The 13,193-nt window shown below is 70.6% G+C and carries 13 protein-coding genes and 1 pseudogene; 5 read left to right on the top strand and 9 right to left on the bottom strand.

The window, feature by feature from the left end; all coding sequences use genetic code 11:
* The first annotated feature begins 29 nt into the window (after positions 1 to 29).
* A complete protein-coding gene (locus ACFPIJ_RS37140) occupies positions 30 to 860 on the top strand; it encodes a sugar phosphate isomerase/epimerase family protein (RefSeq protein WP_380122443.1) in 831 nt (276 codons plus the stop codon).
* On the opposite strand, the gene ACFPIJ_RS37145 is transcribed toward ACFPIJ_RS37140, so the two are convergent.
* Positions 847 to 1,698, bottom strand: coding sequence for a hypothetical protein (locus ACFPIJ_RS37145; protein ID WP_380122445.1), 852 nt, complete (start codon positions 1,696 to 1,698; stop codon positions 847 to 849). The two genes, ACFPIJ_RS37140 and ACFPIJ_RS37145, sit on opposite strands and share 14 nt — an antisense overlap.
* Between ACFPIJ_RS37145 and ACFPIJ_RS37150 the strand changes: the two genes are divergently transcribed.
* The gene (locus tag ACFPIJ_RS37150) at positions 1,697 to 2,869 is read left to right on the top strand and encodes an endonuclease/exonuclease/phosphatase family protein (RefSeq protein ID WP_380122447.1); all 1,173 of its coding nucleotides are present in this window, start codon (positions 1,697 to 1,699) and stop codon (positions 2,867 to 2,869) included. The two genes, ACFPIJ_RS37145 and ACFPIJ_RS37150, sit on opposite strands and share 2 nt — an antisense overlap.
* 9 nt (positions 2,870 to 2,878) lie before the next feature.
* Positions 2,879 to 3,964 carry a redox-regulated ATPase YchF gene (gene ychF / locus ACFPIJ_RS37155; RefSeq protein ID WP_380122449.1) on the top strand — a complete coding sequence of 362 codons (1,086 nt, stop codon included), beginning with the start codon at positions 2,879 to 2,881 and terminating at the stop codon, positions 3,962 to 3,964.
* A gap of 114 nt (positions 3,965 to 4,078) precedes the next feature.
* On the opposite strand, the pseudogene ACFPIJ_RS37160 reads toward ychF, so the two are convergent.
* Both ACFPIJ_RS37160 and ACFPIJ_RS37165 read right to left on the bottom strand, forming a co-directional pair.
* Positions 4,079 to 4,507: pseudogene (locus ACFPIJ_RS37160) on the bottom strand (Uma2 family endonuclease); the annotation flags it as partial.
* Between the two features lie 59 nt (positions 4,508 to 4,566).
* Positions 4,567 to 4,878: a 4a-hydroxytetrahydrobiopterin dehydratase gene (locus ACFPIJ_RS37165; protein ID WP_380122451.1), complete on the bottom strand. Its 312-nt coding sequence runs from the start codon at positions 4,876 to 4,878 to the stop codon at positions 4,567 to 4,569.
* 206 nt (positions 4,879 to 5,084) lie between these two features.
* Here ACFPIJ_RS37165 and ACFPIJ_RS37170 point away from each other — a divergent pair, with 206 nt between their 5' ends.
* On the top strand, positions 5,085 to 5,483 hold the full coding sequence (locus ACFPIJ_RS37170) for a (deoxy)nucleoside triphosphate pyrophosphohydrolase (RefSeq protein ID WP_380122674.1): 399 nt from the start codon (positions 5,085 to 5,087) through the stop codon (positions 5,481 to 5,483).
* Positions 5,480 to 5,980 carry a DUF1990 family protein gene (locus tag ACFPIJ_RS37175; RefSeq protein WP_380122453.1) on the top strand — a complete coding sequence of 167 codons (501 nt, stop codon included), beginning with the start codon at positions 5,480 to 5,482 and terminating at the stop codon, positions 5,978 to 5,980. Before ACFPIJ_RS37170 ends, ACFPIJ_RS37175 begins: the two co-directional genes overlap by 4 nt.
* A 26-nt stretch (positions 5,981 to 6,006) precedes the next feature.
* Here ACFPIJ_RS37175 and ACFPIJ_RS37180 read toward each other — a convergent pair whose 3' ends face one another.
* From ACFPIJ_RS37180 to ACFPIJ_RS37205, 6 genes are all read right to left on the bottom strand, one after another.
* A complete protein-coding gene (locus ACFPIJ_RS37180; RefSeq protein WP_380122455.1) occupies positions 6,007 to 7,017 on the bottom strand; it encodes a succinate dehydrogenase/fumarate reductase iron-sulfur subunit in 1,011 nt (336 codons plus the stop codon).
* A complete protein-coding gene (locus ACFPIJ_RS37185) occupies positions 7,017 to 8,882 on the bottom strand; it encodes a fumarate reductase/succinate dehydrogenase flavoprotein subunit (RefSeq protein ID WP_380122457.1) in 1,866 nt (621 codons plus the stop codon). Before ACFPIJ_RS37185 ends, ACFPIJ_RS37180 begins: the two co-directional genes overlap by 1 nt.
* An 11-nt stretch (positions 8,883 to 8,893) precedes the next feature.
* Positions 8,894 to 9,718, bottom strand: a complete 825-nt coding sequence (locus ACFPIJ_RS37190; RefSeq protein WP_380122458.1) for a hypothetical protein — start codon at positions 9,716 to 9,718, stop codon at positions 8,894 to 8,896.
* A 97-nt stretch (positions 9,719 to 9,815) separates the two neighbouring features.
* Positions 9,816 to 11,180 carry a TldD/PmbA family protein gene (locus tag ACFPIJ_RS37195; RefSeq protein ID WP_380122460.1) on the bottom strand — a complete coding sequence of 455 codons (1,365 nt, stop codon included), beginning with the start codon at positions 11,178 to 11,180 and terminating at the stop codon, positions 9,816 to 9,818.
* A 207-nt stretch (positions 11,181 to 11,387) separates the two neighbouring features.
* Entirely contained in the window at positions 11,388 to 12,824 is a 1,437-nt protein-coding gene (locus ACFPIJ_RS37200; protein ID WP_380122462.1) for a TldD/PmbA family protein, read from the bottom strand.
* 53 nt (positions 12,825 to 12,877) lie between these two features.
* Complete coding sequence (locus ACFPIJ_RS37205) at positions 12,878 to 13,162, bottom strand: 4a-hydroxytetrahydrobiopterin dehydratase (RefSeq protein WP_380122463.1); 285 nt, start codon at positions 13,160 to 13,162, stop codon at positions 12,878 to 12,880.
* Positions 13,163 to 13,193 lie beyond the last annotated feature (31 nt).

Genomic DNA, 13,193 nt, shown 5'->3' on the forward strand with positions numbered 1-13,193 from the left:
GACAGACTAGCCGGTGAATACTGTTCGCCATGGTTGAGTGGGTACTGTCCGGGTTCGGCGACGAGATCGACGATGATCCACGCGTGCAGCTGGCGGTGCTGCAGGCGCTGGGCGCCTCGCACGTCGAGGTCCGCAGCGCCTGGGGGGTGAACGTGGCCGACTTCGACGCGGAGCTGACCACGCGCCTGGCCACGGTGCTCACGGACCGCGGGATGGCGGTGTCGGCGGTCGCGTCCCCGATCGGCAAGACCAACGTCTACGGTGACGCGGAGGTGGAGCTGGCCCGGCTCCGCGCGGTCATCACGCTCGCGCAGCGCCTGGGGAGCCGATACGTGCGGCTCTTCTCGTTCTACCGGCCGCCCGGCGTGGACGTGGCGGCGACCCGTGACACCGTGCTGCGGCGCCTGCGGGCGTTCGCCGATCTGGCCGAACGCGAGCAGGTGGTGCTGGTCCACGAGAACGAGAAGGACGTCTACGGCGACGTGCCGGCCCGCGTGCTGGACCTCATCGAGTCCGTCGGCTCGCCGGCACTGCGGGTGGCCTGGGACAACGCCAACTTCGTGCAGGTCGGCGTCCGCCCGTTCAGCGACGGCTACGCGATGCTGCGGCCGTATCTGGAGTACCTCCAGGTCAAGGACGCCCGGTTCGCCGACGGCGCGGTCGTGCCGGCCGGGGAGGGCGACGGCGAGCTGCTCCAGACCGTGACGGCGCTGCGCGACGACGGCTGGACCGGATACGCGTCCCTCGAACCGCACCTGGCCGACCCCGTCGACCCGGCCAGGACCGGCCCCGCGGGCTTCGGCCGGGCGGCGCGGGCGTTCGCGGCACTGACCGCGGGCGCCGGGATCACGTTGTCCTGATCACCAGGTCCGGGTCCACCGCCAGCTGGATCATCTGATCGAGGGTGATCGGCAGCCCGGCCCGGCTGCCGGAGCGGAAGAGGCTGAAGTTGCGCACCTCGACGCAGATCCCGGTGCCGTCGGCGGTGGTGACGTCGATCCGGGCGATCTTCTTGCCGCCCTCGTCCTGGAAGGACGGCATGGCGACGATCTTCTCGCCGTGCGGCCCGGTCCGCAGGTCGCACCCGTCCCCCGGGCACTGCTGGAACTGGCCGATCCCGTAGCCCGTGGGCCACGGCCTGCCGTCCGGGCCGAGCGGGCCGATCGGCTTGCCCACCCTGAGGACGACGTTGCCGAGTCCCGGTTCGTCACGCAGGTCGGGTGCCACGACGAAGCTTTCGGAGTACCGGCTGCCCGGCCCGGTCGACTCGGCGAACCGGAACGGATCGGTGGCCCCGAGGTTGACCGGCGTGTCGAGGAACGTGGTGCCGGCCGGGGCGGCCGCCCGCAGGTGCCGCTCGAACGCGGCGCTGAGCCGGTCGATCTGCGCGGCGTTCCACACCTCGGCCGGGACGCCGGGGGTCGCCGTGGTGCCGTATCCCGGCGTCGGCGACATCTCGACCACCGACAGGGCCGACGTCGGCGGCCTCCGGCTGGGCGGCCCGTCGGGGTTCCCGGCCCGGTCCGACGACCCGCCACCCAGCAGCGCGACCCCGGTCAGCGCCGCCGCGACCGCCAGCCCGGCACCGACAACGGCCAGCGGCCGTCCGAAACCACTCATGCTCATCAGAACGACCGAGGCGGGCTGCCGGGTTGCCGACTGCGCACCCGCGATGTCGTTGCTACGGTCCGTAGTCATGCGGCTGGCAACGTACAACGTGGAGAACCTGTTCGCCCGGGCCCGGGCCCTGGACCCGGCGGACCCGGCGAAGGGACAGCCGGCGCTGTCGGCGTATGAGGAGTTCAACCGGATCGCGGCCCACCCGGTCTACTCCGACGAGGACAAGGCCGCCATGCTCGCCGCCCTGGAGACCCTGCGGGTGTTCGTCCGGACCCAGACCTGCCGGCGGGCCAACCCCGACCTGTTCGGCGACGCGTTCGCGGTGCTCCGGGAGAACCGGGGCGACTTCCTGGCCGCACCCGCCGACGCCGAACCCAGGATCGTCGCCACCGGCCGGGCGTCCTGGAACGGCTGGGTCGACCTCATCGTCGACCCCGTCGACGAGGTCGCCACCCGGATGACCGCCAGGGTGGTCGCCGACGTCGCCGCCGACGTGCTCTGCGTCGTGGAGGCCGAGAGCCGCCCGTCGCTGGTGAAGTTCAACGACGAACTCCTCGGCCGCCGGTACGGCCACGCCATGCTCGTGGACGGCAACGACCCGCGCGGCATCGACGTCGGCCTCTTCTGCGTGGCCGGCATCGAGATCGACTGGGTCCGCAGCCATGTCGACGTGCCCGACCCGCAGTCCGACCGGCGCCTGTTCAGTCGTGACTGCCCGGTGTACCGGCTGCTCCTGCCGACCGGTGCCGAGCTGTACCTGGTGCTGAACCACCTCAAGAGCCAGTCCTTCACCAGCGGCGACCCGGACCCGCTCCGGACCCGCCAGGCGACCGAGGTCCGCGCGATCTACGACCGGCTCCGGCTCGCCGGGGCCGAGTTCGTCGCGGTGGTCGGTGACTTCAACAAGCGCCCCGACCACGCGTCGCTGCGGCCGCTGCTCGGCCCCGGCTCGCCGCTGGTCGACGCGTACTCCCTGGCGGCGTTCTCCGGCCTGTTCGACCCGCTCGACCGCGACCACGAGCGGCCCGGCAGCTTCCAGTCGTGCACGATCGGCAACCGCCTGGACTACATCCTGCTGTCGCCGGAGCTCGCGGCGCGGGTCACCGACGGCGGTGTCTTCCGGCGCGGGCTGTGGGGCACGCCGTCCAACGTGAAACGGCCGCGGCTGTGGGACGCGTACCCCGAGATCACCGGCGCCCGGCACGCCGCGTCCGACCACGGTGCGGTCTGGGTCGAGGTTGACCTGTAGCTTTTACGCGTGGCACTCAGCATCGGGATCGTCGGCCTGCCCAACGTCGGCAAGAGCACCCTGTTCAACGCGCTCACCAAGGGCGACGCGCTCGCCGCGAACTACCCGTTCGCGACGATCGAGCCCAACGTCGGCGTGGTCGGCCTGCCCGACACGAGGCTGGGGCGCCTCGCCGAGCTGCACAACTCGGTGAAGATCATCCCGGCGCCGGTGTCCTTCGTCGACATCGCGGGCCTCGTGCGCGGCGCGTCCAAGGGCCAGGGCCGCGGCAACGCGTTCCTCGCCAACATCCGCGACGCCTCCGCGATCTGCCAGGTCGTGCGCGCCTTCGCCGACCCCAACGTGGTCCACGTCGACGGCAAGGTCTCCCCGTCCGACGACATCGAGACCATCAACACCGAGCTGATCCTCGCCGACCTCCAGACGATCGAGAAGGCCCTGCCCCGCCTGGAGAAGGAGGCGAAGGTCCAGAAGCAGCGCGCCGGCGCCGCCGCCGCCGCGAAGGCCGCCGCCGAGCTGCTCAACGGCGGCACGACCCTCTACGCGGGCGCCGCGAAGGCCGGCATCGACGTCGCGGAGCTGCAGGAGCTGCACCTGCTCACCGCCAAGCCGTTCCTGTACGTCTTCAACGTCGACGAGGCCGCCCTCGCCGACCCCGCCTTCCTGGACGAGCTGCGCGCGCTGGTCGCCCCCGCCGAGGCGATCTTCCTGGACGCCAAGATCGAGTCGGAGCTCACGGACCTGGACGAGGAGGAGGCCCTGGAGCTGCTCGCCTCGATCGGCCAGCCGGAGCCGGGCCTGCACCAGCTGATCCGGGTCGGGTTCCGCACGCTGGGGCTGCAGACGTATCTGACCGCCGGCCCGAAGGAAACGCGCGCCTGGACGATCCCGATCGGCGCGACCGCCCCGGAGGCCGCCGGCGTCATCCACTCGGACTTCCAGCGCGGCTTCATCAAGGCCGAGGTGGTCAGCTTCGACGACCTGATGACCGCCGGGTCGCAGAACGCCGCCAAGGCCGCCGGCAAGGTCCGCATCGAGGGCAAGGACTACGTCATGCAGGACGGCGACGTGGTCGAGTTCCGCTTCAACGTCTGAGGGGGCCAGGCCGTTCAGGTCGAGCTTGATCTCGAACGGCCTGGTGGTGCGCAACTCGCCGCTGTGGATGCCGGTCGGCACGTACTGCCGGGTGGGTTCGTCGAGCTCGTAAGCGTGCACGACCGGTGAGGAGTCCTCTTCCTCGACGCGCCAGTAGTGCGCGATGCCGGCCTCCGCGTACTTGCGCGGCTTGACCGTCCGGTCGCGATGCGCAGAGTCCGGCGAGACGACCTCGACGGCAAGCGGCACCTGGTCCGGCGTGTAGCCCGTGCGGTCCGGCTCGAAGAGTGCGGTCGTGGCGAGAAGGTCCGGCTCGAGGCGGTTGCGCTCGTCGAGCCAGATCGTCATCGCCTGCTCGACCTCGACGCCTGCGGGCGCCTGTTCCTTGAGTGCCCTCGTCAGCGCGGTGGCGAGCCGGGCATGCCGGGCCGGCTGAGGTGACCTGAAGACGAGTGCTCCACCGATCAGCTCGGTGTGGCGCGGCTCATCGGGTATGCATTCGAGGTCGCCGGCATACCAGCCATCGACCCGGTGCGAGAGCATCCACTCCGGCAGCGCAGTAACGGCCGTCACAGTAACACTCGGTGACGGCGTACTGGCGATCAGGCGGCGCCGGCGATGATGGTGCGGTAGAGGTCCTCGATGCGGGCGGCAAGCGTGACCTCGCCGGGCGACAAATCCGTCATGCCCGGGACCCGCAGGCGGATCTGGGTGCGGCCGTCGAGGCGGCGCACGTCCGGTCGCACCTGGAGGGCGTCGGCGACGATCTTCATACGCTCAGTGAGTGCCGCATGCTGGGAATCGTCCAGATGGAGCGTCCGGCGGATCTCCTCGCCGTCGTGTGTCCAGCCTTGCAATAAGTCCAGCGCATCGCTGAGATAGTCACGGTGCTGTGCACTCCGCCTGGCCCGCATTACGACCTACCCTCCCGCGGCATCGTTGCCGGCTTGTGGCCGTTTCGAAGCCTGCCCGTCATCAACGGTGACTGCAAGTCTCCTGTGCGACTGGTGGATCTGTCCACGGCCACATTTCCCTCGTCTGGTGAACAACAGGGCAGAGGGGGCCACCGGAACTTCATTTGGATCTGGCACCCTGGTTGCCCGTGCAGACCGAACGGTTGATGCCAAGGATCATCGTCGGGGCCGCGATCATCTCGGATGGTCGCGTCCTGGCCTGCGAGCGCGCGTTACCGCCCGAAATGGCCGGTAGATGGGAGTTTCCTGGAGGGAAGGTGGACCCGGGGGAGACGGAAGAGCAGGCGTTGATCCGGGAGTGCCAGGAGGAGCTCGGGGTGGACGTCGAGGTGGGTGACCGCGTCGGCGATGACATCACGATGCTCGATGGCGCCGCGATTCTCAAGGTCTACCTCGCGCGGCTGGTGAACGGGGCGATACCCGTGCCCCTGGAACACAGCGACCTCAGATGGCTGGCCGGCGACGAGCTCCATTCCGTGCCCTGGCTGCCGGCCGACGCGCCGATCGTGGTCGCGCTCCAGCCGTTGCTACCTTCGACGGCGTGACCGTCACCTACCCCGAGGTCGGGGCGACCCGTGAAGGCCCCCTGCCGCCCGGCTACCACCACGTGCGGCGCCGGGTGAGGGTCGGGCAGGGGCACGCGGCGTTCACCGCCGCAGCGGCCGCCCTGGCCCGCTGGGAGCCCCAGCGCGGTGCGGGCCTGAGACTGCGCAGCGACGCGGACCGGGTCACCCTCGGCGGGCGGTTCTCCACGGGGATCGGCGTCGGCCCGCTGCGGCTGTGGGTGCCGTGCCTGATCGTGTGGGTCGTCGAGGAGCCGGAGCGCTACGGGTTCGGCTTCGGCACCCTGCCCGGCCACGTGGAGATCGGCGAGGAGTCGTTCCTGCTGAGCGTGGAGCCGGGCGGCGAGGTGTGGTTCGAGATCAGGGCGTTCAGCCGGCCGGCGAAGTGGTGGGTCCGGCTCGGCAACCCCGTGGCGAAGCTGGTCCAGTCCGCGGTGACGAACCGTTATGCGAAGGCCATGCAGAAGGCGCCCCTCTAGACGAGGGGCGCCTTCTGGTCCGGTTGTTAGTGGCCGTCCCCGGACGGGGGCGACGGGTGCTGGTAGCGCAGGTCCTCCGGCGGCAGCGGGAACACCTGGTCGTCGCCGAACGGCGAGCCGGCCGCGGCCCGGTCCAGGGTGAGCTCCGCGACCACGAGCTTGCCGTCGGCGCCGACGGGCGCCTCCTGCGGCACGGGACCATCCTGGTGCCAGTTGCTGCCGGTGTCGCCGGCCGCGGCCGCGGGCTTCGGCAGCACCGCTGCCGGCACGGGCTGCTCGTCCAGCTGGTCACGACGGAAGATCTTGCGTCCGAGCCAGGTCACCGGGTCGTACCTCCGATCGACAACACGTTCCTTCATCGGGATGATCGCATTGTCAGTGATTTTGATGTGCTCGGGGCAGACTTCGGTGCAGCACTTGGTGATGTTGCAGTAGCCCAGACCCTGCTCGGCCTGCGCGAGCTCCTTGCGGTCGTCGCGGGCGTCGAGCGGGTGCATGTCCAGCTCGGCGGCCCGGATGAAGAACCGCGGGCCGGAGAACGCGTGCTTGTTCTCCTCGTGGTCACGGATGACGTGACACACGTTCTGGCACAGGAAGCACTCGATGCACTTGCGGAACTCCTGCGAGCGCTCCACGTCGACCTGCTGCATCCGGTACTCACCGGGGGCGACACCGGCCGGCGGTGCGAACGCGGGCAGCTCGCGGGCCTTCTGGTAGTTGAAGTTGACGTTGGTGACCAGGTCACGGATCACCGGGAACGTCCGCAGCGGCGTGACGGTGACGGTCTCCGTCTCCTCGAACGTCGACATCCGGGTCATGCAGCCCAGCCGTGGCTTGCCGTTGATCTCCATCGAGCAGGAGCCGCACTTGCCGGCCTTGCAGTTCCACCGCACGGCCAGGTCGGGGGTCTGGGTGGCCTGCAGCCGGTGGATGACGTCGAGCACGACCTCGCCCTCGTTGACCTCGACCTGGAAGTCCTCCAGCGAGCCGCCGGTGTCGTCGCCGCGCCAGACGCGGAAGTGGCGTTTGGTGCCCATCACAGCTCCTCGTCGGTCATGTACTTGGCGAGCTCGGTCTGCTCGAACAGGCCCTGCAGTTCGGGCCGCATCACCGGCAGCGGCTGGTGCTCCAGGCGGACGTCCTCACCGTCCAGCGAGCAGACCAGGTTCACCTTGCGCCACTTCGGGTCCATCTTCGGGAAGTCCTCGCGGGTGTGCCCGCCGCGCGACTCGGTGCGCTCGAGGGCCGCCTTCGCGGTGCACTCGGACACCACGAGCATGTTGCGCAGGTCCAGCGCGAGGTGCCAGCCCGGGTTGTACTTCCGCCCGCCGCCCACGCCGACCTTCTTGACCCGCTCCTTGAGCTCGGCCAGCCGCGTGATCGACTCCCGCAGCTCGCCGTCGCGCCGGATGATGCCGACCAGGACGCCCATGATCTCCTGCAGATCGTGGTGCAGGGTGTACGGGTTCTCCCCGGCGTCCGCCCGGGCGAGGGGCGCGAGTGCCGTGTCGACGGCCGCCTCGACGGCCGCGGCGGACGGCTTGCGCCGGCCGATCTTCTCGGCGTGCGCGGCCGCGTGCTCGCCGGCCCGCTTGCCGAACACCAGCAGGTCCGACAGCGAGTTGCCGCCGAGCCGGTTGGAGCCGTGCATGCCGCCGGACACCTCACCGGCCGCGAACAGCCCCGCCACCGCGGCGGCGGTCGTGTCGGCGTCGACCTCGACGCCGCCCATCACGTAGTGGCAGGTCGGTCCGACCTCCATCGGCTGCTTCGTGATGTCGACGTCGGCCAGCTCCTTGAACTGGTGGTACATCGACGGCAGCCGCTTGCGGATCTGCTCGGCCGGCAGCCGGCTGGCGATGTCGAGCAGCACGCCGCCCGCCTTCGTGCCCCGGCCCGCCTTGACCTCGCTGTTGATCGCGCGGGCGACCTCGTCGCGGGGCAGCAGTTCCGGGGGACGCCGGTTGTTGTCCGGGTCGGAGTACCAGCGGTCGGCCTCCTCCTCGGTCTCCGCGTACTGCTTGCGGAAGACGTCGGGGACGTAGTCGAACATGAACCGCTTGCCCTCGGTGTTGCGCAGCACGCCACCGTCACCGCGGACCGACTCGGTGACCAGGATGCCCTTGACCGACGGCGGCCAGACCATGCCGGTCGGGTGGAACTGCAGGAACTCCATGTTGATCAGCGTCGCGCCGGTGCGCAGCGCGAGCGCGTGCCCGTCGCCGGTGTACTCCCAGGAGTTCGAGGTCACCTTGTAGGACTTGCCGACGCCGCCCGTGGCCAGCACGATCGCGGCGCTCTCGAACAGCACGAAGTCGCCCGACTCGCGGTAGTACCCGAACGCGCCGGACACCGCGCCGTCCTCGACGAACAGCTCCGTGATCGTGCACTCCTGGAAGACCCGGATCCGGGCCTCGTAGTCGCCGTGCTCGGCGAAGTCCTCCTGCTGCAGCGACACGATCTTCTGCTGCAGCGTGCGGATCAGCTCCAGGCCGGTGCGGTCGCCGACGTGCGCGAGCCGCGGGTACTCGTGACCGCCGAAGTTGCGCTGGCTGATCTTGCCGTCCTTGGTGCGGTCGAACAGCGCGCCGTAGGTCTCCAGCTCCCAGATGCGGCTGGGGGCCTCCTTGGCGTGCAGCTCCGCCATCCGGAAGTTGTTGAGGAACTTCCCGCCGCGCATCGTGTCGCGGAAGTGGACCTGCCAGTTGTCCTTCGAGTTGACGTTGCCCATCGCCGCGGCGGCGCCGCCCTCGGCCATGACGGTGTGCGCCTTGCCGAACAACGACTTGGAGATGATGGCGGTCTTCTTGCCGGCGAGCCGGGCCTCGATCGCGGCACGCAGCCCGGCGCCGCCGGCGCCGATGACCACGACGTCGTACGTGTGTCGCTCGATGTTGGTCATGGGTTGTGTCCTCAGTTGAAGAACCGGAAGTCGGTGATCCAGCCTGCCGAGACCGCCATCACGTAGGCGTCGGCGATGATCACCGAGAAGAGCGAGGCCCAGGCGTACTGCTGGTGCTTGGCGTTGAGCTTCGACACGAGGCCCCACGCGCGGTATCGCACCGGGTGCTTCGAGAAGTGCTTGAGCCGCCCGCCGATGATGTTGCGGCAGGAGTGGCAGCCCAGCGTGTACGCCCAGATCAGCACCGCGTTGACGGCGAGGATCAGCGTGCCGAGCCCCATGCCGATGCCACCGTCCTTGCCGTGCCAGGCGAGGACCGCGTCGTACGTCAGGACCGAGCCGACCAGGATCGCGGCGTAGAAGAAGTACCGGTGGATGTTCTGGAAGATCAGCGGGAAGCGGGTCTCACCGGAGTAGGTCTTGTGACCGTCCGGGACCGCGCACGCCGGCGGCGACAGCCAGAACGAGCGGTAGTACGCCTTGCGGTAGTAGTAGCAGGTCAGCCGGAACCCGCCGGGCAGCACCAGGATGATCATCGCCGGTGACAGCCAGGACGGCAGCTGCGGGATCGGCTGGCCGAGGAAGTGGCTCGACCCCTCGACGCAGCTCTTCGTCAGGCAGGGGGAGTAGAACGGCGCCAGGTAGTGCTCCTCGGCCGCCCAGTAGTACTTGTCCATGATGGCGCGGACCAGGCCGTAGACCACGAAGGCCCCGAGACCGAGGAACACCAGCAGTGGCTGCAGCCACCACCGGTCCGTCCGCAACGTTTTCTCGCTGATCGCTGCGCGGGGCCCCGCGCCCGAGGCTGACCGAAGCCTGGCCGGCGTGGTCGTCATGGTGATTGCTCCCTGTTGGCGCGAGGGACGGGCCGATGTACCGATCTGTGGTCGGTGCACACGTTACGCGCGGCTCCACCCGGCCTGGTGATCGGCCTCACCCAGACGCGCCCCCGGTGTAGTTCCACGAGGCGAGACGCAGCGCCGGGGCGATCGCGCCGGACTCCGACCAGGCCCCCGGCAGCTCGACCGCACGCGGTCCGACACCGAGCACCGCGCCGGGCGCCAGCGCCTGCGCATACGACTGCGTGAACCGGAAGTTGCGCACCGGCGTGGTCACCACGCCGTCCTCGATGAGCCACACCCCGTTGCGGGTCAGACCGGTCACGACCAGCGTGCGCGGGTCCAGCACCCGGGTGTAGTGGTTGTCGGTCACCAGCAGCCCCCGCTCGACGCCGCCGACCAGCGCGGCCACTCCCGAGTCGGCGGCCGGGCCGTCCACCTCGACCGGGGCCGGCCCGTCGTGCGCGAGCAGCCGAAGGCTGGCCGGCACCGCGCCGAAGCTGGCCCCGCCGGGGATCGCGTGCCCGGTCGAGGTGGTCTGTGACTTCGCCGCGGTCCGGCGGTCGTGCACCACGGCGCTCGACAGGCCCGCGTCGATCAGCACCACCCGCTGCCGCGGGGTGCCCTCCACGTCGAACGGCAGCGCCGTCGAGTCGGCCGCCGTCGCGTCCTCGACCAGCGTCACCGCGGGGTCGAACTGCGCCGCGCCCAGCTCCAGGAACGACTGCCGGTCCTGCAGCATCTTCGCGTTGAATCCGTACATGGCGAGCATCTGCAGCACGTCCGCGACCGCGGTCGGCTCCAGCACCACCTCGTAGCGCCCCGGCGGCAGCTCCACCGGGTCCGCGCCGGCCCGCGCCTTCGCCGCCGCCCTCGCCCCGAGCACCGCGCCGTCGATGTCGGCGAACCGGGTCGAGGCCAGCCTGGCGAGCCCGTCGGAGCTGGCGGTCCGCGCGATGCCGTCCATGGCCGCACTGGTCCGCCCGCCGGTCAGGTGCTGCCCGGCCGAGTTGACGTAGACGACGCGGGTCGCCGAGGTGCGGCAGTAGCCGGCGACCTCCAGCCCCCGCGCCTGGTCGACGAACGCCCGCACCCTGGCCGCCCGCTCGTCCGGCGCGGCCGCCGCGGTCGCCTCGTCGAGGTTGCCGCCGGTCGGCGTCGCCGCGAGCGGTGCGAGACCGGGCCAGGTCGGGTCGGCCGGGGCGAGGCGCATCGAGGCCACCGTGCGGTGCACGAAGTCCTCCACCCCGTCGACGACCGTGCTGGACGCGGTCGCGGTCCTGCCGTCGGCGTGCAGCCTGAGCCGCACCGTCGTGGTCTCGTCGGCGACGTTCTGGTGGATGTAGGAATTGGCGAACCGGGTCAGCGACACCGCGCCCCGCTCGACCACCACCTCCGCCTCGACCCCGTCGCCGACCAGCTTCAGCACCCGCGCCGCGAGATCGGTCTCGTCGCTCATGCCGCCACCTCCGCTTCGCTCCGGCGTCGGCCTGAGCCAACCCTGCGCCCCTGATGAGCGGTTCCTGCGCTGCGCTCCGGACCGCTCACGCCGCCACCTCCGCTTCGCTCCGGCGTCGGCCTGAGCCAACCCTGCGCCCCTGATGAGCGGTTCCTGCGCTGCGCTCCGGACCGCTCATGCCGCCACCTCCGCTTCGCTCCGGACCGCTCATCCCCGCACCCCCACGCGCACGTTCTGGAAGCGGGCCGCGGCCGCCGGATGGCCGGTGTGCCCGATCTGACCCGGCTGGCCCTTGCCGCAGTTCGGCGTGCCCCACGCGGTGAGCTCCGAGCCCAGCATGTCCATCGACCCCCAGAACCGTGGCCCGATGCCGGTGTAGGTCGGGTTGCGCAGCATCCGGCCCAGCTTGCCGTCCTTGATCTCCCAGCCGATCTCGCAGCCGAACTGGAAGTTGAGCCGCTTGTCGTCGATCGACCAGGAGCGGTTGAAGTCCATCAGCACGCCGTCGGCCGTCGAGGCGATCATCTCCTCCAGGCTGTGCGGCCCCGGGGTCAGCCCGACGTTGGTCATCCGCACCATCGGCAGCCGCGCCCAGCCGTCGGACCGCACGCTGCCCGCATAGTCGAGCCCGGCGACCGCCGCCGAGTCCCGCCCCGCCAGGGTGCCGACCCAGATCCCGTCCTTCACCGCGTGCCGCGGCGCCGCCGGGGTGCCCTCGTCGTCATACCCGAACGACCCGAGCGCGCCGGGGATCGTCGGGTCGATCGTGATGTTCATGAGCTCGGAGCCATACCGCAGCTGGTTGAGCTTCGCCAGGTCCAGCCAGCTGGTCCCGGCGAACGCGGCCTCCCAGCCGAGGATGCGGTCCAGCTCGATCGCGTGCCCCACCGACTCGTGGATCTGCAACGCCATCTGCTCGCTGCCCAGGATCAGCGTCGTCTCACCCGCCGGGCACTGCGGCGCCGTGAGCAGCGCCCGCGCCTCGTCGGCGATCCGCGCCGCGTGCGCCGTCAGGTCCAGCTCGTCGACGAGCTCCCAGCCTCTCGTCCCATACTGCCCCCGGTAGGACGGATACGACCGCCGCTGGGTCTCGCCGTCGCCGATCACGGTCGCCGAGATGCCCGCACCCGCCTCGCGGATGTGCTGGTCGATGCGATGCCCCTGCGACGACACGAACCACTTCCGCGTGTCCCAGATCTGGTAGATCCCCTCGGCGATGTCGGCGCCGCCCTTGTGCGCCTCCGCCGTGGCGCCCGTCAGCAGGTCACCCTTGGTCGACAGCGCCACCCCGAGCGGATCCACCTCGCAGACGCTCGCCCACGAGTCGGTGCGCGCCTCGACCTCGACCAGGTCCACCGCCGGCGCCGGCACCGTCGCGGACGCCCGCGCGATCGCCGTGGCCCGCTCGCCGGCCCGCCGCGCCGCGTCCCGGCCCAGGTCGGGCAGGGCGAAGAAGCCCCAGCTCGACCCGACCAGCGCCCGCACGCCGACCCCAGCGTCCTCGGCCTGACTCAGGTCCTCGATCTCACCGTTGCGCGCACTCATCGATTCGGACCGCCGATGCATCACGCGCGCGTCGGCATACCGGGCCCCGGCTGCGAGGGCCGCCTCGACCGCTGCGCTCGCCACGTCGAAGTGGGTCATGTCTGGACCCTACCGACCGGGTACGACATTCGGACCCTTTGTCCTGCCGTGACCTACCCGATCAACTCGTTGATCTGGCGGGCGAGGGCGATGTCCTTCTCGGTCACGCCGCCTTCGCTGTGGGTGCTGAGGCGGAACGTCACCGTCCGCCACCGGACGTCGATGTCGGGGTGATGGTCGGCCTGTTCGGCCACGTGCGCCACCTCCGCCACCAGCCGGATCCCGTCGAGGAACGTCGCCGCGGTCACGGAACGCTCGATCTCCTCGACGTCCCCGGCCCACCCGCTCAGGTGAGCGAGAGCCGTTGCCACCTCGTCGCTGCCGAGCACTGCTGTCATGCCGGAAACGCTACCGCTTCCAGTACAAAGA

The organism is Dactylosporangium cerinum, assembly GCF_042653625.1.
GTDB lineage: Bacteria > Actinomycetota > Actinomycetes > Mycobacteriales > Micromonosporaceae > Dactylosporangium > Dactylosporangium cerinum.